This window comes from Marinobacter alkaliphilus, from assembly GCF_055394375.1.
Window position 1 is genome coordinate 1,219,507 of the sequence record NZ_AP043751.1, and the last position, 23,542, is coordinate 1,243,048.

At 58.8% G+C, this 23,542-nt stretch carries 17 protein-coding genes and 1 pseudogene; 16 read left to right on the top strand and 2 right to left on the bottom strand.

The genetic code is table 11. From position 1 onward, the window contains the following. The first annotated feature begins 1 nt into the window (after position 1). The 13 genes from icmH (at position 2) to ACZ5Q2_RS05535 (ending at position 19,963) form a co-directional block, all read left to right on the top strand. Positions 2–823 carry a type IVB secretion system protein IcmH/DotU gene (icmH, locus tag ACZ5Q2_RS05475; RefSeq protein WP_061331932.1) on the top strand — a complete coding sequence of 274 codons (822 nt, stop codon included), beginning with the start codon at positions 2–4 and terminating at the stop codon, positions 821–823. Further along, entirely contained in the window at positions 789–3,476 is a 2,688-nt protein-coding gene (gene tssH / locus ACZ5Q2_RS05480) for a type VI secretion system ATPase TssH (protein ID WP_082780544.1), read from the top strand. Before icmH ends, tssH begins: the two co-directional genes overlap by 35 nt. Positions 3,477–3,725: 249 nt before the next feature. Further along, a complete protein-coding gene (locus ACZ5Q2_RS05485) occupies positions 3,726–5,291 on the top strand; it encodes a sigma-54 interaction domain-containing protein (RefSeq protein ID WP_230715170.1) in 1,566 nt (521 codons plus the stop codon). Beyond that, positions 5,288–5,929, top strand: a complete 642-nt coding sequence (gene vasI, locus ACZ5Q2_RS05490) for a type VI secretion system-associated protein VasI (RefSeq protein WP_230715138.1) — start codon at positions 5,288–5,290, stop codon at positions 5,927–5,929. Before ACZ5Q2_RS05485 ends, vasI begins: the two co-directional genes overlap by 4 nt. A gap of 10 nt (positions 5,930–5,939) precedes the next feature. After that, entirely contained in the window at positions 5,940–7,382 is a 1,443-nt protein-coding gene (gene tssA, locus ACZ5Q2_RS05495; RefSeq protein WP_230715144.1) for a type VI secretion system protein TssA, read from the top strand. Between the two features lie 24 nt (positions 7,383–7,406). After that, positions 7,407–11,000: a type VI secretion system membrane subunit TssM gene (tssM, locus tag ACZ5Q2_RS05500; protein WP_230715153.1), complete on the top strand. Its 3,594-nt coding sequence runs from the start codon at positions 7,407–7,409 to the stop codon at positions 10,998–11,000. 102 nt (positions 11,001–11,102) lie between these two features. Continuing rightward, complete coding sequence (locus ACZ5Q2_RS05505; RefSeq protein ID WP_230715155.1) at positions 11,103–13,190, top strand: type VI secretion system Vgr family protein; 2,088 nt, start codon at positions 11,103–11,105, stop codon at positions 13,188–13,190. Continuing rightward, positions 13,190–14,056 carry a DUF4123 domain-containing protein gene (locus tag ACZ5Q2_RS05510; RefSeq protein WP_061331926.1) on the top strand — a complete coding sequence of 289 codons (867 nt, stop codon included), beginning with the start codon at positions 13,190–13,192 and terminating at the stop codon, positions 14,054–14,056. The genes ACZ5Q2_RS05505 and ACZ5Q2_RS05510 overlap by 1 nt, the downstream gene beginning before the upstream one ends. Further along, positions 14,049–16,913, top strand: coding sequence for a toxin VasX (locus ACZ5Q2_RS05515; protein ID WP_061331925.1), 2,865 nt, complete (start codon positions 14,049–14,051; stop codon positions 16,911–16,913). The genes ACZ5Q2_RS05510 and ACZ5Q2_RS05515 overlap by 8 nt, the downstream gene beginning before the upstream one ends. Beyond that, the gene (locus ACZ5Q2_RS05520) at positions 16,888–17,763 is read left to right on the top strand and encodes a hypothetical protein (RefSeq protein ID WP_061331924.1); all 876 of its coding nucleotides are present in this window, start codon (positions 16,888–16,890) and stop codon (positions 17,761–17,763) included. The genes ACZ5Q2_RS05515 and ACZ5Q2_RS05520 overlap by 26 nt, the downstream gene beginning before the upstream one ends. 750 nt (positions 17,764–18,513) lie before the next feature. Continuing rightward, the gene (locus ACZ5Q2_RS05525) at positions 18,514–18,951 is read left to right on the top strand and encodes a hypothetical protein (protein ID WP_230715157.1); all 438 of its coding nucleotides are present in this window, start codon (positions 18,514–18,516) and stop codon (positions 18,949–18,951) included. 96 nt (positions 18,952–19,047) lie between these two features. Continuing rightward, entirely contained in the window at positions 19,048–19,485 is a 438-nt protein-coding gene (locus tag ACZ5Q2_RS05530; RefSeq protein WP_058091620.1) for a YtoQ family protein, read from the top strand. Between the two features lie 52 nt (positions 19,486–19,537). Beyond that, complete coding sequence (locus ACZ5Q2_RS05535; RefSeq protein WP_413774346.1) at positions 19,538–19,963, top strand: hypothetical protein; 426 nt, start codon at positions 19,538–19,540, stop codon at positions 19,961–19,963. On the opposite strand, the pseudogene ACZ5Q2_RS05540 reads toward ACZ5Q2_RS05535, so the two are convergent. Continuing rightward, positions 19,938–21,508: pseudogene (locus ACZ5Q2_RS05540) on the bottom strand (IS3 family transposase). The gene ACZ5Q2_RS05535 and the pseudogene ACZ5Q2_RS05540 sit on opposite strands and share 26 nt — an antisense overlap. A 78-nt stretch (positions 21,509–21,586) precedes the next feature. Between ACZ5Q2_RS05540 and ACZ5Q2_RS05545 the strand changes: the two are divergent. Then, positions 21,587–22,093, top strand: a complete 507-nt coding sequence (locus tag ACZ5Q2_RS05545) for a DNA ligase (protein ID WP_432210380.1) — start codon at positions 21,587–21,589, stop codon at positions 22,091–22,093. Here ACZ5Q2_RS05545 and ACZ5Q2_RS05550 read toward each other — a convergent pair. After that, the gene (locus ACZ5Q2_RS05550) at positions 22,090–22,683 is read right to left on the bottom strand and encodes an ATP-dependent zinc protease family protein (RefSeq protein ID WP_061330931.1); all 594 of its coding nucleotides are present in this window, start codon (positions 22,681–22,683) and stop codon (positions 22,090–22,092) included. The two genes, ACZ5Q2_RS05545 and ACZ5Q2_RS05550, sit on opposite strands and share 4 nt — an antisense overlap. Before the next feature lie 301 nt (positions 22,684–22,984). On the opposite strand from ACZ5Q2_RS05550, the gene ACZ5Q2_RS05555 reads away from it, so the two are divergent. Together ACZ5Q2_RS05555 and ACZ5Q2_RS05560 are read left to right on the top strand one after the other, a co-directional pair. Beyond that, the gene (locus tag ACZ5Q2_RS05555) at positions 22,985–23,290 is read left to right on the top strand and encodes a hypothetical protein (protein WP_227510049.1); all 306 of its coding nucleotides are present in this window, start codon (positions 22,985–22,987) and stop codon (positions 23,288–23,290) included. Then, positions 23,287–23,409 (top strand): hypothetical protein, encoded by a 123-nt coding sequence (locus ACZ5Q2_RS05560; RefSeq protein ID WP_264753565.1) that lies wholly within the window; start codon positions 23,287–23,289, stop codon positions 23,407–23,409. The genes ACZ5Q2_RS05555 and ACZ5Q2_RS05560 overlap by 4 nt, the downstream gene beginning before the upstream one ends. The last annotated feature ends 133 nt before the right edge of the window (positions 23,410–23,542 follow it).

The following is a 23,542-nucleotide window of genomic DNA, read 5'->3' on the forward strand; positions in this document are numbered from 1 at the left end:
CATGGCAGATGCACCGGTAATGGACAGACCAGACAACACCAGGGATTCGGGTGACAGTGCATTCAGTGACCTTCTGTTTGCGGACGCCGGCAACAGTGGCTCCCGAACCGAATTCGACAACGCCGGCTTCCAGCTGCGAGGGCTGGAAGAAAACCGCCTGATCGACGCCGCCACGCCACTGCTGGGCCTGGTGATCCGGGTACGCCGGCTGGCGGATTTCCGGGACGTGGAAAACCTGTACCAGCAAGTGGTCGACGAAGTGGCGGCCATTGATCGGGAGCTGATCGAGCAGGGCTATGAACGCCCGACGGTGGTGGCCTATCGCTACGTGCTCTGCGCCTTCATTGATGAAGCGGTGCTGGGCACCGATTGGGGCGCCCATAGTGTGTGGTCCCAGCACTCCCTGCTGTCCCGCTTCCACAATGAAACCTGGGGTGGGGAAAAGGTATTCGCCATCCTTGCCCGCATGGAAAAGGAGCCAGGGCGCTACCGCGATATGCTGGGCTTCATTTACCTGTGCCTGTGCCTGGGTTTTGAAGGCCGTTACAAGGTAATGGAGAACGGCCGGGATGAGTACGACCGGATTGTTCGCGGCCTCTATGAGCAACTCCGCGAACTCCGTGCCGACCGGGACCCGCAGCCGCTGGCCGATGCCACGGAGAACGTAGCTCCAGCCCGCAACCGGCTGCGCAGCGGCCTGCCCCTGTGGGGTATCGGCGGCCTTTTTATTGCCGCCATGGCGGGCATTTACCACTTGTACAACGTCGCGCTGAACGAACGCATCAGGGATGTGCTCAGCGTACTGGACCAACTACCGAAATAAGGATATCACTGTGATTCGGGTAGAACTGCCGGCGCTGATCGGGCGCCTCAACGACATTTCACGCCAGGCCCTGGAAGCCTCCGCCGCCCTGTGCATCAGCCGCCAGGGCGCCGAGATTACCCCGGCCCATTTGCTGTTCAAACTGCTGGAAACGCCGTTCTCTGACGTGCGCCAGATTCTGGAACACACCGGCATCAATCATCAGCAACTGCAGCCATTGGTGGGCGACAGCCTGAACGGCGAGCCGCAGACCGCCGAGCCTTATCCCTCGTTCTCGCCGTTGCTGGTGGAACTGATGCAGGACGCCTGGCTGTTGGCCTCCACCGAACTGGGCCACACCGAACTGCGTTCCGGCGCCGTATTCCTGGCCCTGCTGATGAACGCCGACCGCTACCTGATGCCCCGGGTGGCCCAGGCCCTGGTAGACATCAATCGGGAACAGCTGCGCAAACAATTCGACCGCCTCACGGAAGGTTCCGTCGAACGCCCGCAGCTGACGGAAAACGGCTCTGCCAAGCCTGTGGCGGATACCGACATGGACCCGCTCAAGCGCTACGCCACCGACTTCACCAAACTGGCCCGGGAAGAAAAACTGGACCCGGTAGTATGCCGGGATGCCGAAATCGACCAGATGATCGACATCCTCTGCCGCCGCCGCAAGAACAACCCGATTGTGGTGGGTGATGCCGGCGTGGGCAAAAGCGCCCTGGTGGAAGGTTTGGCCCTGCGCATCGTCAACGGTGACGTACCGGACCGACTGAAAACCGTTGAACTCTGGACCCTGGACATGGGCGCCCTGCAGGCCGGTGCCTCGGTCAAAGGCGAATTCGAGAAGCGCCTGAAGGGCGTGATCGAAGCCGTTAAAGGTTCTGTTACGCCAATCATCCTGTTCATCGACGAAGCCCACACCCTGATCGGTGCCGGCAACAGCGAAGGTGGCTCCGACGCCGCCAACCTGTTGAAACCGGCACTGGCCCGGGGCGAGCTACGCACCATCGCAGCCACCACCTGGCGCGAGTACAAGAAATACTTCGAAAAAGACCCGGCCCTAAGCCGCCGCTTCCAGCCGGTCGCCCTGGACGAGCCGACCCCGGGCGAAGCCGTCCACATACTCCGGGGCCTGCGTACTGTCTACGAAAAAGCCCATCAGGTACTGGTCGCCGACAGCGCCCTGAAAGCCGCCTCGGAAATGTCTGCCCGTTACCTCGCCGGCCGCCAATTACCGGACAAAGCCATCGACGTACTGGACACCGCCTGCGCCAGGGTCAGCCTGAACCTGAGCACACCTCCGCGCCGTCTCAGCCACGTGCGCAGCGAGTTGCACCAACTGGCCATGGAACAGGACCTGCTGAGCCGGGAACATACTCTGGGCCAGAACGTTGACGCCGAGCGGGAACAGGAACTTGAACAACGCATCGCCGACCTGACCGCCGAAGCCGAAGCCCTGGAGCAAAGCTGGAACGACCAGCGCGAGCTGGTGGCCCGGCTGGTCGACATCCGCGAACAATTGCTGCTGGGTGATGTCGAAGCCGAATCCGCCGATGACGCTGATGTTGAGTTGGCCGAGACCGAGCACGAAGAACGCCCGAACCTGAAAAGCGAAGCCGCCGCCATCGAACAGGAACTGGCCGAGCTGCAAGCTGATGAACCCCTGGTCCATGCCCGCGTGGACGCTCGTCAGGTCGCCGAAGTCATCGCCGACTGGACCGGCATTCCTGTCAATCGCATGACCACCGACGAACTGGAGAAAATCACACACTTGCCGGCGTACCTGCAGGCCCACATCAAAGGCCAGGACACCGCCATCGACTGCCTGCACCAGCACTTGCTCACCGCCCGCGCCGACCTGCGCCGCCCCGGCCGCCCCATGGGCGCCTTCCTGCTAGTGGGCCCGAGTGGTGTTGGTAAAACCGAAACCGTGGTGCAACTGGCCGAACTGCTCTACGGCGGCCGCCAGTTCCTCACCACCATCAACATGTCCGAATACCAGGAGAAGCACACCGTCTCCCGCCTGATCGGCTCACCCCCAGGCTATGTGGGCTTTGGCGAAGGCGGCATCCTCACCGAAGCCATCCGCCAGAAGCCCTATTCCGTGGTCCTGCTCGACGAAGTCGAAAAAGCCCACCCGGAAGTCCTCAACCTGTTCTACCAGGCCTTTGACAAAGGCGAGCTGGCGGACGGCGAAGGCCGGTTGATCGACTGCAAAAACGTCGTCTTCTTCCTCACCTCCAACCTCGGCTACCAGACCATCGTCAACCACGCCGAAGCACCGGAAAAGATCGAAGAAGCCCTGTACCCGGAACTGGCCAACTTCTTCAAACCTGCGTTGCTGGCACGAATGGAAGTGGTGCCCTACCTGCCGCTGGGTGAGGACACCCTCAACCGCATCGTTGGCGACAAACTCCAGCGCCTGGCCGACCAGATCAAAGCCCGTTACCACACCGACGTGGAACTGGAAGACGGCCTGGTAGAAGCCATCCGCAGCCGCGCCACCCGCAGTGAAAACGGTGCAAGGATGCTGGAGTCGATCATCGAAGGCGAACTATTGCCACCGGTGTCCCTGGCGCTGCTGGAAAAACTGGCGGCAAGAGAGCCGGTGACCAAGGTCACTCTTGGAGTTAACGAAAACAAATTCACAGGAACAGTCGCCTAGCGTGGAAACTCGCTGAAAGCAGCGCACTGCGGGGTTAAGTCTTCCAAAACCCTGCGGAGCCATGGATGGCGGAGCGGAGCCTACAGGGACGTATTCACGGCGTGTTTTGGAAGACTTAACCCCGCAGTGTGCGGGCGCCGAACGGCAGCGGAGCGGACAAGGATGTATTCACGGCGTGTTTTGGAAAGCTATCCCCCACGGTGTGCGGGCGGCGATCTCCATAAAGAAGGAACGATAGCAATGGGACGGATGCAGAAGGAACTGCACACCGGCATAGATCTGGCGGTGGCACTCATCAAACAGGACACCCTGCCTGCGTTGCTGAACACCGCCACCAGCCAGCTCCAAAAAGCCTTCGGCCTCACCAAATGCTGGGCCCTCGAACTCGACCTCAGCGGCCGAACCCTCCACTGTGGCCAACTGGGCGACACCAGCGAATTCGACTGCAGCGACTTCAGCCACCCGTTTGCCCATGTACTGCAAACCGGCCAGCCCAGAGAGCTTACCCGCGCCGCCAGCTACCGCCTGGACCACCCCGGCTTCCAGACCCTGTTCGACGCCAGCGACCGCCCCAGAAGCCTCTGGCTTGAACCCCTCGCCGGCGAAGACGGCCGCACCCTCGGCATCCTTGTGCTTTGCAGCGACCACCCAGACTGGCAAGGCATCGTCGGCCAGCCCCTGTACGCCGGCATCAAACAACTGCTGGTACACCAGTGGATCAGCCAACTGCAAACCCGCGACCAGGTCTGGCAGCGGCGCATGCTCAAACGCTCCCTGGACCACCTGCACGACGCCGAAACCCTGCGCCAGCGCTGTGAACAACTGGCCCACACCCTGGTCGGCAACTCCGAAGCCATGGTGAACCTCCGGGCCCAAGTGGTGCGTGCCGCCGGTAGCCAGCTGTCTGTGCTGATCCAGGGCGAAACCGGCTGCGGCAAAGACGTGGTCGCCCGGGGCATCCACGACATGTCCGACCGGGCGAATGGTCCGCTGGTGGTGGTCAACTGCGCTGCCATCCCCGACACCCTGCTGGAAAGCGAACTGTTCGGCCATACCAAAGGCGCCTTCTCCGGCGCCGACCAGTCCAAAGAGGGCCTTCTGGCACAGGCCAATGGCGGCACCCTGTTCCTGGATGAAATCGGTGACATGCCCATGGCCCTGCAGTCCAAACTGCTGCGGGTACTGGAAAGCCGCCAGTTCCGCCCCCTGGGCGCCCGGGATGAACAGCACTCCGACTTCCGGCTGGTGGCGGCTACCCATCAGCCCCTGCAGGAAGGCATCGAAGACGGCCGCTTTCGGCGTGACCTGTTCTATCGCCTCAGCCAGTTCCCATTGCGGGTTATTCCGCTGCGCGAACGCACGGAAGACCTGGAAGCCCTGAGCCGGCATTTCATTCGCCTGTACACCGAACGCGAAGGCAGTGGCCCGTTGGGTATCAGCAGCCACGCGCTGCACACGCTGGCCGGTTACAACTTCCCTGGCAACGTGCGGGAACTGCGCAACATCGTGGAATTGGCTTGCCTGCAAACGCCCGCCGGCGATGACATCCAGCCGGAAGTGTTACGCCTGGATGACCTGTTTGCCGATCCAAGCCCGGCCATGGATGCCAGTGTTGAACCGAAAACCATGGCGGGGGTTCCGGTGGCGGATGACATCCGCGACCTGAAAGCCGCCGCCCAGGCCTTCGAGGCCGCCATTATTCGTGAACGACTGCGCCAGTACGGCGGCAACCGTGCCCAGGCCGCTGAAAGCCTGGGCCTGCCCAAACGTACCCTGGCCCATAAATGTCTGAAGTATCAGGTAACCGACGTATGACCCTGAAAGACCGAATCCAACCCGGGTTGCTCGGCCTGGCCATGGTGCTGGCCAGCACCGTCACGCTGGCCGACACCCGCCTGGCGGAAGCCGAGGCCTGCACGGCCGAAGCCAACCGGCTCGACCGGCTGGCCTGTTTTGATGAGGTGTTTGCCACCCCACTGGCCCGTTACGAGCAGGGTCGGCGGGTGCAGGAGGTCAACCAGTCCGAACGCTGGCGCCGGGCCTTTGCCCAGGCCAGTGGTGAAGATGCGTCCGGGGTGACCTATCGGGATACCGGTGCGGCTGCTGGCCACCTGGTCACTGTCTCTGCATTAGGGGTTCAACCGCCACGACCGGTGCTGGCGCTGCAGTGCCACAACAACATCACCGAATTGACCGTCATGCTGCCGGAACCTATCAACCGGGAGCGGGTGGAGGTGGCATTGGGGCCCGAGCGAGCCTACTGGCGGGTACGGGATGACGGCCTGGTGGTCAGTGCCGGCCGGGGCTTACCGGCAATCCGCATAGTGCAGCAAATCGTCGGGCAGCCGGACGCTCGCATTCACGCCGAAGCCCAGGAGCTGGATGGTTTGCTGTTTGATCTTTCCGGTTATGCAGAAGCGATCCGGCCACTGCGTCAGGCCTGTGGCTGGTAAGGGGGCAACGATGCAGGTTATTGAACAACACCCATACGTTGAACAGGTGCTCGGTGCGATTCCGGGGGAAAGCGGCACCGGCGACAGCCTGGCCGAGGACCCGGTCCTGGAGTTCCTGGAAGACGAAGTGATGAAAGTGGGTTCTCTGGCTCATAACGACATCGACTGGAACAAGGTTGAGAGCGAGGCCCTCAAGCTGTTGGCAGACCGCAGCAAAGACATCAAGGTGCTGGGTTTCCTGATGCTGAGCTTGCAGCGCAGTGGCGACGGCGAACGCTTTGCCTTGTCACTGTACCTGCTGTACCGGGTGTTGGATGGCTGGTGGGAGAACGCCTGGCCCTATCCCGGCGCCAAGGGCCAGCGTGCCCGAAAAATGCTGTTTACCCAGATGCTGCAACGCGCCCTCAAAGGTGTGGAGAGCCTGAATTTTGATGCCAGCGTGGGTGATGGCCGCCAGTACTGCCTGGACCTGATCGACAAGCTGGATGACCAGGCCAAAGCCAAAGACCTGCCGGGTGACGCCTTGTTTGATCTGAAGCGGGCGGCAGAGAAACTGCCCAAACCAGACCAGCCTGGCAGCCAGGCCAGTGCCGGGGAGCCTCAAACCGCTCCGAGCCAGCCGGCAGCGGCGGCAGTAAACAAGCCGGCGGCTACCACTGCCGCAAGCGCTTCACTGGGCAACCTGACACTGGACCCGAGTAATGAGCGGGCGACCCGCCAGAGCCTGCTGAAAGTGGCTGAACTGCTCACCGACACTGAGCCGGAAAACCCCTTGGGTTACCAGATGCGCCGCCACGCCATCTGGCAAAGCATCACCAGTCTGCCGCCCACCCGGGATGGCAAGCGAACAGACCTGGCTGCTGTGAGTGCAGACCGGGTGGCAGAGTACAAGGAAAGTCTGGATAAAACCCCGGATAACGAACTCTGGCAGCGTATCGAACAGAGCCTGTCGGTCAGCCCGTTCTGGCTGGATGGCCACTGGCTCAGTGCCCGGGCGGCAATGGCGTTGGGCCATAGCGATTGCGCCGAAGCCATCCGGGAAGCCCTGAAAGCCTTTGTGGAAAGGCTGCCGGAACTGGCAGAGCTGACCTTCAATGACGGCACCGCCTTTCTCAGTGACGATGCCGCGGACTGGATGCATACCGCACCGGCGACGGTCAAAGGCAACGGCGGTGGCGCCAACCCCTGGGAGCAGGCGCTGGACAGTGCGGTTGAACTGGCAAGGCAGAGCAAACTGCCGGCGGCACTGGAGCTGCTGGAACAGGGCCTGGCCGATGCCCGGGAACCCCGGGAACGGCTGTACTGGCGCCTGGCCAGTGCCAAGCTGCTGAAAGAAACCGGCCTGAAAGCCATGGCCGCGCAACAGATTCAGGACCTGCAAGGGCAGGTCCGAGGCCTGGTTCTGGAAGACTGGGAACCCGGCCTGATCAAACAACTGGAACGACTGGCGTAACGCCCGCACGCATCAAACGCAGGAATGGAAACCATGTGGAGAAAAGCCTTACTCATTGGTCGTTGGCTACTGCCTCATCTTCGTAACGCCGCACCGGTCACCCTGGCGCTGGCGGTCATCGCCTTGCTGGTGGCCACCTGGTGGCTGGGCCCCCGCCTGGAAATTGGCGGAGAGTACCCGTTGATGGCCTGGCAGATGCGGGCCCTGGTGACCCTGGGTGTGATTTTGCTGGTGGTGGTGTTCTGGGGTATGGCCCTGGCTCGCCGGCTGGGCAAGGTGAATAAAGCCAAGGCCGAGGAGCAACAGGAACAGGAAGATCCGATCCTGCCTATGGAACGCCGGCAGCAGCGCTTGCTGGACCGCCAGTTGCAGGCCCTGAAAAGCAATCTGCCCGGCCGCAAAGGCCTGTACCGCCTGCCCTGGTACCTGGTGATGGGCCTGGAAGATGCCGGTAAGACCAGCCTGATTCAGCGGGCAGGGCAAACCTACACCCTCACCAACGTCACCCGGAATAACCGGGGCGACCGCAATCCCTTCGGTTTTGACTGGTGGATTGGCGATAACGGCGTACTGATCGACCCGGACGGCGAACTGCTGAGCCAGAACCAGGGCGAAGGCGCCACCGGCGAAATCCAGAACCGGCTGTGGAACCACTTTATCGGCTGGCTTGAGCGCAGCCGTCCCCAGCGCCCGCTGAATGGCGTGATTCTGGCCGTGGATCTGGCCCGCCTGAGCACCGCCAGTGATAAGCAGCGGGAAGCCCACGCCATCCTGCTGCGCACCCGCCTGCGGGAACTGATGGAACAGCTGGGTTCGCGGCTGCCAGTGTATGTCACCTTCACCAAAATGGACCTGATGTACGGCTTTGCGCCGTTCGTGCGTACCCTGTCAAAAGCCGAGAAAGACAAGGCACTGGGCTTCACCTTCCGACTGGATGGCCAGCAGGATCACGATCAGTGGCTGGAGCAGTTCGCAGACCGCTACAACGAGATGGTGGATGAGCTTAGCCAGCGCCTGCCGGATGTCCTGGCGGACACCCGCGATAACGAAGAGCGGGCCGCGGCCTATTCGTTCACTCGCCAGCTGGCGGGCCTGAAAACCACCATGGAGCAGTTCCTGACCGATCTGTTGTCGGCCGATGCCTTCTCCACGCCTGCCCTGGTCCGTGGGACCTATTTCACCTCGGTGCTGCAGGAAGGTGTGCCGGAAGATGCCTTTGTCTCTGCCGCTGCCCACAATTACCAGATGACCAGCCCCATCCAGCCGGCCCAGCGAGGCGGTCAGTCGGTCAGCCTGTTTACCAAAGGGCTGTTCCCGGAGGTGATCTATCCAGAGGCGGGCCTGGCGGGCGATAACCGCAAGGTGGTCGGCAAACGCCGTCGCAAAGTCGCTGTGGCCGCCGCCGTGGCGGTGTGTGCCGGTGCCGGCATGACCGCCGGCTGGCAGCACTATTTCATCAAGAACGCAGACGCCGCCGCCCAGGTGGAAAACCGGGTAAACGCCTTTATCAACAACTGGCAGCCGGTGGGCTACGAGCCCGACAGCACCGGCCGTAACCTGCTGCAACCGCTGGATGAATTGCGCGAGGCCACCATGGCGTTCGGCGACTACCGCAACGAGTGGAGCCTGGTAGCCGATATGGGCCTGTATCAGGGCCACAAAGTGGGGCCGGAAGTGGACGCCGCCTACCTCGACATGCTGGCCTACCAGTACCTGCCTGCATTGATGTTTGGCGTGATGGAAGAAATGGGCCGGGCACCTGACAACAGCACCGAGCGCCTGGAACACCTGCGGGTGTTGCGCATGCTGTACGACGCCAGCGGTCGGCGCAGTGACCTTGTCGCCGCTTACATGCGAAGCTACTGGCAGAACCGTTTCCCCGGCCAGCGGGAGGTGCAGAACCGTCTCTATGGCCACCTGCAATACGCCATGGCCCACACCAACCTGGCCGGCATGGCGGCCGAGGGCGACCAGACCGCCACCATGGCACTGGCACCGTTCCGCAGCAGTGTGCAGTGGGCGCAGCATGAACTGGGCCGGATCAGCACGCCAGACCGCGTGTACCGTGATCTGCAGGTGGAAGCCAACCGGGAATTCCAGGCACCGCTGGAGCTGGCGCGCAGCTCCGGGCCGGCCTTCTCCACCGTGTTCACCCGCATGGACGCCTACGGCGAACCGCTGGGTGATGAATTACCGTCCGCAGAGGATCCGTTGTCCATCCCTGCGTTGCTGACCCGCGAAGGCCTGGAGAAGTGGTTCCTGCGCAAATCCGGTTCGGTGACCGAACTGGCGTTGGTGGATGCCTGGGTGCTGGGCCGGCGTAACGATGTGGATTTCAGCAAGGCGGACGAGGCAGAGCTGCTGGCCAGCCTGCAAACGCTGTATGCCGAGAATTATGCGGAAGCCTGGCGCACCGCCGTCAGCCGGCTGGATGTCCACCGGTTTGAAGACCTGAACCACGGCGTGCGCATTCTGGAAAGCCTGACCAGCGGCCACGAACCCCTGGCCCGGTTCCTTGGCCAGGTCCAGAGTAATACCCGCCTGATCCCGGTGGGTGACGGTGAAGCCGAGGCAGCCCGAAAACTGCTGGAACAGTCGCCCCATTTCCGTATGTTGCAGGATATCGAGCGCCAGTTCGCCGACCTGAACCGGCTGACCCGCAAGGAGGGTGACCAGCCTTCTGGCCTGGATGAAATCATGCAGGTGGTGGGTGAACTGCATGAATACCTGCGCAACATCCAGGAGTCCCCGGATGCCGGCAAAGCCGCGCTCAGCGCCGCCCGTGCCCGCATGGGCCTGCAGGGGGCAGACCCCATCTTCACGCTGCAGCGTATGGCCAACCACCAGCCGGAGCCACTGAACCGCGTGCTCAACCGGCTGGCCACGGAAAGCTGGCGCGTGGTGCTTGACCGTGCGGTGGCTCAGTTGGAGCGCGAGTGGTACCGGGAAGTTTACCAGCCGTTCCAGCAGAACCTGGCCCGGCATTATCCGTTCACCGCCGGTGCCGGTCGCGATGCCGCACTGCAGGACTTCGAGCGCTTCTTCGCCCCGGATGGCATCCTGGAAACCTTCTACAACGACAACCTGAAACTGTTCCTGGAAGACCATCCCGAGCATGTGGGCGACGCCCGCCGGGCCAGCCTGGTGCGCCGGGACGTGGTGGCCTCTCTGGATCGCGCAAGGCAGATTCGCCAGGCTTTCTTCACCCGCAGCGGCACCCTGGACGTAGAGTTCGCCCTGGAACCCCTGAACCTCACCAACAACAAGCGCCGGGCGGTGGTGAACATCGACGGCCAGCTGGTGGAGTTCTCCCACGGCCCACGCCAGAGCATACCGCTGGTTTGGCCCAACACCCTGAGGGATTCCGTGGAAAGCCGAATCACCCTGGTGCCGATCCAGGTCAACCGTTCGCCCCGGAGTATCTCGGAAAGCGGCCCCTGGGCGCTGTTCCGGTTGCTCGACAAAGCCGAGATTGCCGGCGTCAGCAGCAGTGCGGTCGACGTGAAGTTCACCGTGGACGATGGTGAGATGCGATATCGCCTGCATGCGGCCAGTAATACCAACCCGTTCACACAGCAGCTGCTCTCGGGGTACCGCATACCCCGCAGCTTGTATTAAACTGTGTCCCGTCGCCCGGGCTTGAATGCCCGGGTTGACCGGAGCTTGCACCTGGATGGTGCCGGCTGAAACGGAAATGTTCATTCTTCAGGGACCGAAGTCATGCCCCAGGCAAGCGGATTGCAGTTCACCGCCCGTGTAGGCGAATTCCCCTCAGATCACTTTTCGGTAGTTGGCTTTAAGCTGGCCGAACAGCTGTCTTCCTTGTTTCATGGCCGGTTAGAACTGGCGAGCACCGACCCCGATGTGGCCGCTGCTGACGTTCTGGAACAACCGGTGGACCTGGTGGTGTGGCAAGACGGCCAACCCCTGCGGCGCTTCACCGGCGTGGTCAACGAATTCGTCCGCGGCAACACCGGCCATCGACGCACCGCCTATGAAGTGGTCATCCAGCCCCCGGCCTGGCGCCTGGGCCTGATGCACAACAGCCGCATCTTCCAGACCCAAACCACCGACGCCATCGTGCGCACCCTGCTGGAAGAGCGGGGCATCATCGACACCGTATTTGATTTCAAGCGCTCCCCGGAAGAACGGGAATACTGTGTCCAGCACCGGGAAAGCGACCTGCAGTTCATCAACCGCCTGGCCGCCGAAGAAGGTTGGCACTACCGCTACCAGCACGGCAGCGTGGATGGCGAAGAACAACCGGCCCTGATCATCGCCGACCACCACGGCGACGCCCCGAAACTGGACCCGGTGCCCTGCAACACCCAGGCCGGTGGCAGCACCCAACAGGCCTGTGTGTTCAGCTTCGCCTACGAAGAACGCATCAAAGCCGCCTCCGTAGCCATGAAGGACTACACCTTCAAAAACCCCGCCTACGCCCTGATGCACGAGCACAGTGCAGGTGAGCTAAGTCACCGTGAAGATTACCAGCACTACGACTACCCCGGCCGCTACAAAGCCGACGCCAGCGGCCAGCCCTTCACCCAGGCCAGACTGGACGCCCTGAGAAACGACGCCTCCCTGGCCAAGGGCGAAAGCAACCGCCCGGACTTCACCCCCGGCGCCAAAGTGGAACTGCAGGAACACGACAGCCAGAGCCTGAACCGGGAATGGCTGCTGACCGCCATCACCCACACCGGCAAACAGCCCCAGGCCATGGAAGAAGAGGGTAGCAGCGAACCCACCAGCTACCACAATGACTTCACCGCCATCCCGGCGGACAAAACCTGGCGTACCGTTTACAACTTCCGCAAACACAAACCGATGATGGACGGCCCCCAGATGGCCATCGTCACCGGCCCCGAGGGTGAAGAGATCCACTGTGACCAGTACGGCCGGGTGAAAGTCAGATTCCCCTGGGATCGCTATTCGAAAAACGACGAACACAGCAGCGCCTGGCTACGCGTCGCCCAGGGCTGGGCCGGCGGCCAATACGGCTTTATGGCATTGCCCAGAATCGGCCACGAAGTCATCGTCTCCTTCCTCGACGGCGACCCGGACCAGCCCATCATCACCGGAAGAACCTACCACGCCACCAACACACCGCCGTACGCGCTGCCGGAACACAAAACCCGGACCACATTAAAAACCAAGACTCACAAGGGTGAGGGTAGCAACGAACTCAGGTTTGAAGACGAAGCTGATCAAGAGCAAATCTACGTTCACGCCCAGAAAGACCTGGACCTGCTGACCGAAAACAACCGCACCGAAGTCATCAAGAACGACAGCCACCTGACGGTGGAGAACAATCGCTTCAGCCACACCAAAGGCAGCAGCCACCACACCGTGGACGGCGAAAAGCGCGAACAAACCGGCAAAGACCACAGCTTCAACGTCACCGGCACCCTGCACCTCAAAGCCGGCACCGCCTGGCTCAGTGACTCGGGCACCGAACTGCATATCAAAGCCGGCCAAAAAGCGGTGATCGAAGCAGGAGCCGAAATCACCCTGAAAGCCGGTGGCAGCTTCATAAAGATCGACCCCAGCGGCGTGGCCTTGGGTGGTGCGAGTATCAAGATGAATGTCGGTGGGGCTGCCGGGAAAGGCAGCGGGCAGAAGGTGCAGGTGCCGGAGAGGCCCGGGTTGGTGGAGAAGAGAGGTGGAACAGTCGCTCCTGTCGTGCTGTCAGGGACACCCCAAAGGCCGATGGCGAAGCCCGACCAGATACGCGCCATTAGGAATGCCGCAAACCAGGGTAAGGGTATCTGTCAGATCTGCTCACCAGAATCACAAGGTGCGATCTGATGGGTAATCTGGCAACCCTTCCAGGCGACAGTAAGACATTTCTTCTTATTGACGGTGCAAAAGTGAATGGCTTGGCTCAGGTTATTTATCGTGAGATAGAAACGCCTCAATGCGATGCGCTATACAGGGGAACTGAGCTCGCCGATCTGTTGGAAATCTCACCCTGGTTGGTTGAAGCGGGAATAGAGAGCTCTTTGGCGCTTAAATGCTTCGAGGAGTGGAAGCACCTGGGTGCTGCCATTGTTTTGCAGGCGGACTGCCCATTTGAAGAGGTCATGGGCCACCTACGTGGATTGCTTATGGCCCGGTTGGTCACGGATGATGACGTTGTTTTCCGGTTCTATGATCCTGAAATCGCACGGCATCTGTTGAAGGCGGATTCATCAGGTGAAGATCTGAATCAATTGATGGGGCCTTGCAGCTTGTTTGCCATTCAGGACCGCCGCACAGGTGAGTGGGCGTATTTTAATAATGATCAACCCAATAGGGTGCAGCAGGCAGAAGTGTTCAATATTCGTGAGCAACACCAGGTTGCCATGGAAAGGGCGGCGGAGCAGACAGCGCTCAGGAAACTCGAGCTCCACACTTCGAACTACTTCCCTCACCTGCTTCAACAATCTGACGCAGATGAACAGGATTGGGATGCAGTGTCCGGGCTAGTCAACGCGGCGAAAGCACGGGGGCTATACAGCGCCCGCGATATCGCCTTGTATATCAATACCATTGGCTGGCTCGGGCATCATGCATTCGAGGATAGTGAAGTGATGAATCTGTGGAGAGAAAATTCCGAAGCGCCAGGCAGGGCTATAGCGCGAATTGCAGAATTCGCAGAGAAAAAGTCAACGGAGGGACTGGTTCATGGGTAGTGCTAACAGCTCGGCGTTTTTGCAGGGTTCTGATGACATCAATTCAGCCGTACAAATGTGCGCGCTGCAGCTTAAAACCGTCGCGTTGTATCCGGTGCGCTGGGCAATCAGTCAGGAAGAGGTTGCCTTGCCTGCGAACTTTCATGCGCCTTCCGTTGAACTCGGAAACACGCATTACTGCGTTCGAAAATTGACACCCGGTTGGGTCTACATGTACTCCGAAGTTTTCGGGACTCTGCATGAGTACCGAGTCAACGAGCAAGGCGAGATAATGGAAGTGCGGCCCGGCGTTAACTCGGTACTGCTCCCGGATGTTGAAGCGCAAAGTGCATTGCCTGCTATACATCACCCTGCGCAAGGTAAGGTGTTGCTGAAATTCGTACGGCATCGATGGTCAGTACGCATACAGGAACTTGTGCGAACGGATACGCAAGTCCGTGAAGAGAACATGCAGACGTTCGACCTGAGTGGACTCACTGAAAGGCGTGAAGGCATAAATATCAGCGAAACCGAAGTTATAAATAGCGTGGTTGAAGATTTTCGGCAGGGATCAATAGATTTCGAGTGGAGCCTGACGGATTTTGCACAAGGCGTCAGTGAGCCGGATTTGCAGGGGCTGTGTAAAAAAGAAACGGAATTCTCATACAGCATTGTTCTTGATGATGAAATCGGCATCACCTCCGAATTAGGTCAACTGCATGCCCTTTATGTAAACCTGATTACGAATTACGCGGAGGAGAACGCCTATCCCTACACCATCTCCAAAATGGTGGACGCACTCATCGCCCGCGAGGCCAGCAAGAAAAAGTCGTCTAAAGGCCAGCAGAAAGTTACCGAGGAACTGAAAGAACGAATTCGTTCCTGGGAAAAAGACGCATTCGTTGAAGGCTACTATAAGCAGCTTGAAGAGTATGACCAGGCTAGGGCCTTGGTATTCGATGACTGGAAACGGTGGGTTGACTCCGACCAGTTGGCCAGAAAACTGGAGTTCAACGACTGTTACTGCGCGGAGGGATTTGAGGCAGTCGAGCAGGAGCTAGCCGATATTCTGGACGGTTATGTCAGTGCCGAAAAGGGCAAGGAAGATGCAGAAAAGTGGTTGGCTGCGGAGGAAGGTGAAGCCAGTACGATCGGCAACCTGCTGAAAACTGCTTTGTTCCTAGCATCAGTCACCAACGGAATTACACAGAAACTTAAAGACCTACCCGGCTTTGACTACGGCAGCCTGAAGATCGTGGACAGTATCTTAGACATGCCGGCGTATGTGCGCGCGAGTAACGCCACCGAGACCCTGATGCTAGAATTTGCCGCCCCCGCCGCAAAGATGGGGGCCTGGGCGAAAGACTCTCAAACGTGGCCGCAGTGGAAAAAATGGATCAAGGCGGTCAGGGACCGGTATGGCATTGAAGTACACCGGCAGGGAATAACCCTGAATACTGCGACGGACCTGCTCATGGCGGTCCACCGCAGAACACTGGAAGGTGGGGGCCATAACCTATCCGAACACACAATGACCCCACTGGCCGCCAGTATGGCGGATGCCAGGGTGCGGAGTTACCTGAACCGAACCCTGATCGACATGTTCTACCTGACCCCAGACTTTAAAGACAACCCCTTCGGCTGGCTTCATACTCGGCTGGACCCAGTGGTTGATAGCATCAAGCAGAACCGGGGCAAGTTCATTGGGGCGGTGACTTTCTTTCACGCGGCTAACATGGCAAGTCTGTTCTCCGGCCTGAAAAAGACCCAGCAGGATGTAATGCTGGGAGACCGGTCCGTCATCGATCGGTGGGGGTACTTTCTATCTGGCCTGTGGAGCATTGGCGAAGGCGTGGTCAATCTCAGTGGGTTGTTGATAAGGGAGGAATACGCTAAAGCCTTGGGGACAAAGCTGTCTGCGACTGGGATGCGGGTGTCGGTGGCTCCAAGTGGGTTGAAGGAATTGAAGGCGTTGTCTCGTTTTGCAACCGGTCTGGCGAAAGCCACGGTAAAGTACCTTCCCTATGTAGGTGTTCTACTGGCAACAGGTTTGGAAGGGTGGACTGGCTATAAGGCCTTGAATACAGGTCATCATGCGATGGTGGCCCTGGCCGGGGCCCAGATTGGGCTGAGCATCGGTATCACTTGCCTGGCGACCCTGGCGGTGGTGGGTGCAGTTACCGGAGCGGGCGTGACTGTTGTGCTCGTGGTAGGCGCGGTGCTGGTTGCGGTGTCCTTCGTCATCACGGCGGTACAACTATATATCGCCCGGTCCCGGATCGAGGATTTCCTGTCACTGTCCTTCTGGGGCAACGCGCCCATGTTGAGATACTGGGATGAGCAGTCCAGGCCCCCGAGCAGAGAGCTGCTGGAGGAAAGTCGGGTTATTGTTTCTCAGGATGAGGGCGCTGAAGTCAGGCGCTATTTTGAAGCGGAACTGGATGCATTTTATTACACCCTGTTCTCTCCCATTGTGCGGATAACGGAGCATATCGGTCGGCACGGTGATATAAACCGGGGTGAGTATCAGATCATGTCGGAAGTGACGAGTTTTATCATCTACTTCCCGGGATACAGTGACGGGACGTGCGAGGTCTCGATCAAGCTGTTTGAGGTGGATAAAAACTGGTTCTCTGCCGACGATTTGAACGAAATTACCGATCTATTCAATAGAAGGAAAGAGATAGAGGCCTCACCCCACGGCGTTATGTACCGGTTTACTCACTACAACCACGACAAGTGGGACCAGCTTGAATTGCTGATCGAGTACGAGAAGGACGGCCGGAAAGTTACGGGAGAAAACGGGTTACGTTTCATTCTGGACGGAAACGATGTGAAGGAGCTGAGTGTCGATGAAAAACTCGCCTTTGAAGTGTGATTTTCCGGAAACGGATTTGGAACAACAGCTGGAAAAGAAGCTGTACCGTACCCATGGAACTCGGCTCGCCAGCCCTCCAGCCTTGAAGGTGGCGGGGGTGTCCGATTCCTCGGAAGGAATGGAGGTTGGCGTCGCCTATATCAGCGAACGGTTCATGGATATCCGGACGGCCTTCTTGACTTTCCGAAGGGGGCAGTTGGTCGTCATAAATCTGTTTATGATCATTGTCCTTGCATTGGGCTGGGTTGTTAGCCTGTTTTATTCGAAGGCATTGCTCGGAGTCTTGATCGCTTTCGGGCCTGTCTGGGCGGTCATTTACCTGTTTGAAACTTTCTTTCCGCTCACGCTGCCGGTCCGGATGGACCGGCAGGAAGGGTTTGTGTACGTAGGGCACCGGGGCACGTTTTACCGGATTCCCTGGGACGAGCTGGAGGTGACCTTTTCCTACAACTGGCAGTATCTGGGCTCTGGCGTTGTGTGGGAACGGCAGTATTACGCCCAGCTGTTCATGCGGGAAAAGCATTACTTTTGCGGGAAGCCCCCCAAGATGCCGCTACAGCGCAAGAGGGTCTATTCCGGGTTTAAGGAAGAGGATATGTATCGGAGATGGAATTTTATTGTCAGGTACTACAACGACGGAATTTTTGACGGGGATGCTGATAACCTTGTGATGGCTAATTACGACACATATCGTAATTATATAAGTTCAAAGTCGATAGGAAGGCGTATTTTTAGCTATTTTGTTTTAATTATTTTTATGCCAACGATGTTTTGGTGGAAATATACTCCCTTCAAGTATAAGTGGCCGAAAGAGGTTGAGGAGGTTTTTGGGAAGGCTAACAATTATTGATCCCTGATTGAGTATTTCCTGTGGCCACGAGAAATAGAAGATGTTTTTGGGAGAAATAACCGTTATTGAAGCTCCGAATTCGATGTCGGTTAGCGAGATTTTCTCAGGGTCTCCGCAAGGATTTGGGGATTTATGAACAATGGATCTGCAGCGCCCAAGATGGATAACTTCTATGGACCGCATGCATACTGCTCCAATGCCATTCCGCTCCAAAGAAACCAGCCGGAAGAGTTGAATCGGACAGGACTGGATCGGTCTGCCAGTCTTCGTCTGCCATGGGGTAATACCCGTGAGGTGGTGCCCCCGACCTTCATGTCCGATGATCCACCAAAAAAACTGCGAAGGCTGGAGAAAAAGGAAGATTTGGCTGACAAGCTCGGGCTATACGTCGAGAACAGCCACGAATGCTTCCGGCACGCACCGTTAGCGTTTCAGGCGCGTTTTTTCGACATGATTTCTGTTTTGGGAAAGGTGTGGGCTTATATTGTGTCTCCGATAGTTCTGATCGTTTTGATCTTGGTGTCCCCCCTGTTTGGCGTGCGAGATGAAACTTGGCCTAAATTCTTGCACAGCTTGATTCCGTTGGAAGTTAGCCTTTTATTCGGTGGCTGGCTTTTGATAATTATCGGTGGCCTAGCGTTCCGCCTTTTCCCGAAATGGCTCCTCAGAAACGGCCGCGGCCCCGAATGGGAATTCAACCGCCGCACCGGCATGATCAAGGTCTGGCAATATTCCCGGAAGCTCCCGTTCGTGCCCCGAAAGCCTCCGGTCGTGATCGAAAAACCCTTCTATGAATTTGATGCCTGGTGCTGCGCCCGGGTAGACCGGTTCGGTACTCTGTTCGATCTGGTGCTGTCTCACCGGTACAGCAAGCTGGACGTCACCGTTGGCGATATCCTTGGCGCCCACGGCAGTGCCACCATGTGCTACGCCTACTGGGACTTTATCCAGAATTACATGGATATCACCAAGCCCCTGCCGGAGCTTCCCCTGCTGGAGCGATACCGCCCGCTGGATCCGACCACGGCAGAGTATGACCAGAAGACGGGCCGGCCAGCGCGGTACTGGCGGGACATGGACGATGAAACCTTCAAGAAGCATGTGGACCGGATGTTCACCGAAGTCACCATCATTGACACCGCCCAGCGGCGTAATGTGATGGCAGAAAAGGTGAGTTATGCAAGTTGAAGGCGTTGGTATGGGGCTTCGCCGTGAACATCGCACCCCATTGGCGTATCATCCCGCCCATCTGACTAACTAATTAGCACCCCAAGGGAGCCCATCATGATCTGGACCGTATACCTTTCCGGCGAAATCCACACCGACTGGCGTGAGCAGATTGCTGCGGGTGCTGAGGCGGCGGGGTTGCCGGTTGAGTTTACCTCTGCCAACACCGACCACGAATCCAGCGACGCCGCGGGCGATTTCCTGGGTAAGCCGGAGAGCAATTTCTGGCGTGATCACCAGTCTTCCAAGGTGAATGCCATCCGCACCAAGACCCTGCTTGAGCAGTGCGACCTGGCGGTGATCCGCTTTGGCGACAAGTACAAGCAGTGGAACGCGGCCTTCGATGCCGGCTACTGTGCCGCCATGGGCACGCCTTACATAACCCTGCATGATGAAGACATCGTGCACCCGCTCAAGGAAGTGGACGCGGCCGCCATGGCCTGGGCGCAGACGCCGGAACAGGTGGTTGAGCTGCTGAAGTATGTAACTGCCTGAGTTAAGCGATTTTCGTAACACCATCAACAGGATGTAAAAAGGGCAAAGGAACATGCCACTCTTCACTACCGGCAGTGTTAGGGCAACAGCCCTGACACTTTGCCTGCTTTTTCTCTCGTTACTTGCCAGTGATCCGGTTAAGGCCGATCCCCGGCCGCCTGCCATCCCCCTGGCCAATGTCTATCACTCGGGTGTAAACCTCGAGGAATACTGGGTCAGTGAAAAGCTGGACGGTGTCCGGGCCTATTGGGATGGCGAGCAGCTCTGGTCCCGGGGCGGGCATGTCTACGCGTCGCCGGACTGGTTTACGGCGCAGTTTCCCCGGCAGCCGTTGGATGGTGAACTCTGGAGTGGTCGCGGGCGCTTTGCTGAGCTGTCCGGGGTGGTGCGCAAAGTGCAGCCGGTGGATCGCGTCGTCTGTCAAGGTAGTTGGAACCTGATTCATTTTGGCTCTAATAAGCCACGCATTGCTCTTTAACAGTTTGTTCCTCGGGTAGCGGGTTTAGCCACACGGCTCCCACCGGTTCGCAGTTGCGGATACCGGTGGACCAGCGACCAGGGTTCTTTTCCTTGGCCCTGAGCAAGGTCATTTTTCGACTTGCCAGGATGTCTGCATCCTTTCCGGCGTGACGGTCAGCCGGTGTCACATAACGGATCGCGCTATGGCGATGCTCGTTGTTGTACCAGCGGATGAACGTGCTCACCCAGTCACGGCTCAGTTCAAGGTTCTCAAAGCCCTCATGCGGGTATTCCGGGCGCTGCTTGGTGGTGCCGAACAGTGACTCGATATAGGCATTGTCATTGGACACACGCGGTCGACTGTAGGAGGGCGTGACACCCAGCTTCTCGAACGTGGCCGGTAGCGTGCCGCCTTTCATGGGGCTGCCGTTGTCAGAATGCACCACCGGTGGATTGTTCACGCAGCCCTCGCGTAACAGTGCTTTGCGCAACACGGTTTCGCTGTTGACGGCGTTTTCCGCATCGAATACTTCAGCGCCAACGATCTTGCGGCTGTAGACATCGAGCATGAAGTACAGATAAAAGAACCGACCCCGAACCGTCGACTTCAAGTAGGTCACATCCCAGCACCAGACCTGGTTCGGTCGGCTGGCCTCATGACGGCGTGGTGGGCCGACTCGCCCGGAGTGGCGGGCACCCCGGCGGTGGTTCTCGTTATGTTCGCTCAGAACGCGGTAGAACGAGGATTCCGAGGCGATGTACCACCCATAGTCGTCCATCAGCAGCGGCACGACCTGAGACGGCGGCAGGCTGGCATAATCGGACTGGTGACAAACGGCCAGAATCATCGCTTTCTCCATGGCGGTCAGTGTGTGAGAGGGGGTGTGCTTCGGGGCGTTGGGCCGACCATCTTCACCACCGGCTTTCCAGCGGCGGTAAGTGTTGGTGCCAATACCCAGTTCGGCACAGGCGCTTTTTAGGCGCGCCCCATCGGTACGCGTTTCATCGACCAGCTGCACAGCATACTGGCGATCCAGGGCACTGGTCAGTCGTCCTCGTCCCCCCAGATCGCCTGGGCCTTTTTTCGCAGAGTCAGCAGGGCGGCTGTTTCCGCCAGTGCGGCTTCCTTGCGTTTCAGCTCACGTTCCAGTTGACGGGTGCGCTTTTTCTCGTGCTTGACCGCCTCACGGGAGCGTTTTTCAATCTTTTCATCGCGATCATTGGCGGCTTCACAGCTCTGACGCCAACGACGGATATGCTCGGGATAGAGTCCACGTTTACGGCAGTACTCGCCCAGTTCGGACTCACTAAGCGCGGCGGTCTCAAGCACGGCGTTGAATTTATCGCGCGAACTCCAGCCTTCCGGGTCTGAGCCGTGATCTGGCAACAGTTGACCATTCTTTCGGGCTTCGCTGCGCCAGTTGTACAAAGTAGCGTCTGAAATGCCTTCTTCTTCCGCTACTTCAGCCACAGGCCGGTTATTCGGTGGCAGTAACTTGCGAAGAATGGCTTCTCGGCGTTCCGGTGAATACTTCATAAAAACCTCTGTCTCGCCCCACTTCATTTAGAGAGTCTAACATCGGGTGGGGTTCCAACTACCTTGACAGAGGGGGATCGGGAGTGGCGTCAGGTGAGGTTTCATGTGTTTGATCTGCCACAGCCTGAAACCGTGTTCGAGCAGCGTTACCGTCAGTTGGAACAGCTGGTTGCAGCCTCTGGCTCTGAGTATCTGGAATTGGTGGCGCAGCGCCCGGTTGCCAGCCATTCGGAACTGATGGCAAAGCTTGAACAGGTGGTGGCTGCCGGTGCTGAAGGGTTGATGCTAAAGCGAAGAAACAGCCGGTATCAGGCCGGTCGTTCCGATGATCTGCTTAAAGTGAAAACCCATGAGGATGCGGAAGCGAAAGTCGTTGGTCACCTGCCGGGCAAGGGCAAGTACGAGGGGCTGATGGGGGCTTTGGAAGTGGAGCTGTACGATGGCCGGCAGTTTCGCATCGGAACCGGGTTTACCGATGCGGACAGGCGCAACCCGCCGGCGATTGGCTCAATCATTACCTTCCGCTACCGTGGTTTGACCGCCACCGGCTTGCCGAGATTTGCCAGCTTTCTTCGGGTCCGGAATGTTGAACCGGTGCCGAAGGCCGATTAGGGCGAGATGGCCTTGCTGCTCTGGGCCAGCTCCTCCAGCGTGCTGTATTCACACTCCAGTTCAGCGATGAAGGTGCGGCCGGAATCGGTCAGGATGTTGTCATCCCGGAGTAGTCGGCGGCCCAAAAGTACCGGGTAGGAAAATTTGCCCCGGTCGGTGAGGGAAAACTGGGTTTCATGGACCTTGCCGCCGAGACAGAAGTCCATTTCGACCACATAGCGCCGCTGTGAGGGGGCGCCCTTGCGTTTGATCAGTACGGTGCGATAGACCGGCCGCTCAAATTCCAGAATCACTTCGTCGTGTTTCAGATCACCCTCGCTGGGCTGGTCTTCGTGGTCACCCAGCGGGAGCTGGAAGCGCACCCATTCCTCGTTGTCCTTCTCGAAAGATTCCACATTCACAGCATGCAGGGACGAGGTCTTGGCGCCGGTATCCAGGCGTGCTTTTAACCGGATGCCGGTCTCGCCCATCACCACCCACTCCACAAAGCCCATCACTTCCGGCTCCGCCGATGCTTGTGACTGAGTCTCGGCCGTGGCCGGGTTGGCAGAGAACAAGAGGCTGGTCAGGGCGATGACAGCAGATCGCATTGGATGCTTCCTTTGGCTGGTCAATCTGAAAAGGTGGAGCGGCACGGGCCGGTCCGTTTCTGTGCAATTCCAGCAAGGTTATCAGGGTCGGTCGCCTGTAGCCCTTTCGGGCAGATTAACAAACCGTGAGCCTGTCTCGCCGGATTTGCTCCGGGGCCGCCATTCTGGCCCGAAAATGGCCAGTGTAATGCACCGCAAAGGGCGTACACTGAAAATACACACGGGAGACTAGCCATGGTGTCTGTTCCTTCCGCTGGGCGAGTCCAGAAGCACATTTCGGCCATTGCCAGCGGCTTTCTGGGTGATTGACCTTCGCAGCGAGGGTATCCGCAACTTGTCGCGGGGGGATGTGTTTGAACCGGGAACTTCGGATCAACCGCTGTTGCAGGGTGCACGGCATTACGTGATCAGCGGACTGCTCGCCAAGGGCGAACAGCACCCTGTGAACGTTCTGTTTGGCGATGCCCTGGTGCATCAATCCAGCGCCCGTGGTGAACGCCGTGAAGGCTGGGAACTGGCGGGCATCGCCAATTTTCCTGGTGTTGACCATATTCGCCTGGCCCATCACCCCTTGGTGAGTCAGCAATTGCAGGAGTGGCTGTCATGAAAGGACCGGATAACAATACCCACTGGTGGCTGGGTGTGGCGGAGCTGGTGGCCCACGGGATGCATCACGGCGCGATGAAGTTGAAGCGTGTGCACCTTTTCATTGCCGAACATGACTGAAACATGAATGATTCTTAGTAAGGTTTTAACTCCCAGCTAGCCGTTATCTCTGTAGGGTAGGCCCATGCAATCGGGATAGAGACATCCGGATTGTTCGTTTCGACGAATGGAAAACCCAACCACAGAGGAAACG

Coding starts and splice junctions, on each gene's coding strand:
- vasI (WP_230715138.1), top strand. CDS start 5,288: ATGACCCTGAAAGACCGAATCCAACCCGGGTTGCTCGGCCTGGCCATG.
- ACZ5Q2_RS05535 (WP_413774346.1), top strand. CDS start 19,538: ATGCCACTCTTCACTACCGGCAGTGTTAGGGCAACAGCCCTGACACTT.
- ACZ5Q2_RS05510 (WP_061331926.1), top strand. CDS start 13,190: ATGGGTAATCTGGCAACCCTTCCAGGCGACAGTAAGACATTTCTTCTT.
- ACZ5Q2_RS05560 (WP_264753565.1), top strand. CDS start 23,287: ATGAAAGGACCGGATAACAATACCCACTGGTGGCTGGGTGTGGCGGAG.
- ACZ5Q2_RS05530 (WP_058091620.1), top strand. CDS start 19,048: ATGATCTGGACCGTATACCTTTCCGGCGAAATCCACACCGACTGGCGT.
- tssM (WP_230715153.1), top strand. CDS start 7,407: ATGGAAACCATGTGGAGAAAAGCCTTACTCATTGGTCGTTGGCTACTG.
- ACZ5Q2_RS05485 (WP_230715170.1), top strand. CDS start 3,726: ATGCAGAAGGAACTGCACACCGGCATAGATCTGGCGGTGGCACTCATC.
- ACZ5Q2_RS05520 (WP_061331924.1), top strand. CDS start 16,888: ATGAAAAACTCGCCTTTGAAGTGTGATTTTCCGGAAACGGATTTGGAA.
- ACZ5Q2_RS05505 (WP_230715155.1), top strand. CDS start 11,103: ATGCCCCAGGCAAGCGGATTGCAGTTCACCGCCCGTGTAGGCGAATTC.
- tssA (WP_230715144.1), top strand. CDS start 5,940: ATGCAGGTTATTGAACAACACCCATACGTTGAACAGGTGCTCGGTGCG.
- icmH (WP_061331932.1), top strand. CDS start 2: ATGGCAGATGCACCGGTAATGGACAGACCAGACAACACCAGGGATTCG.
- tssH (WP_082780544.1), top strand. CDS start 789: ATGTGCTCAGCGTACTGGACCAACTACCGAAATAAGGATATCACTGTG.
- ACZ5Q2_RS05515 (WP_061331925.1), top strand. CDS start 14,049: ATGGGTAGTGCTAACAGCTCGGCGTTTTTGCAGGGTTCTGATGACATC.
- ACZ5Q2_RS05550 (WP_061330931.1), bottom strand. CDS start 22,683: ATGCGATCTGCTGTCATCGCCCTGACCAGCCTCTTGTTCTCTGCCAAC.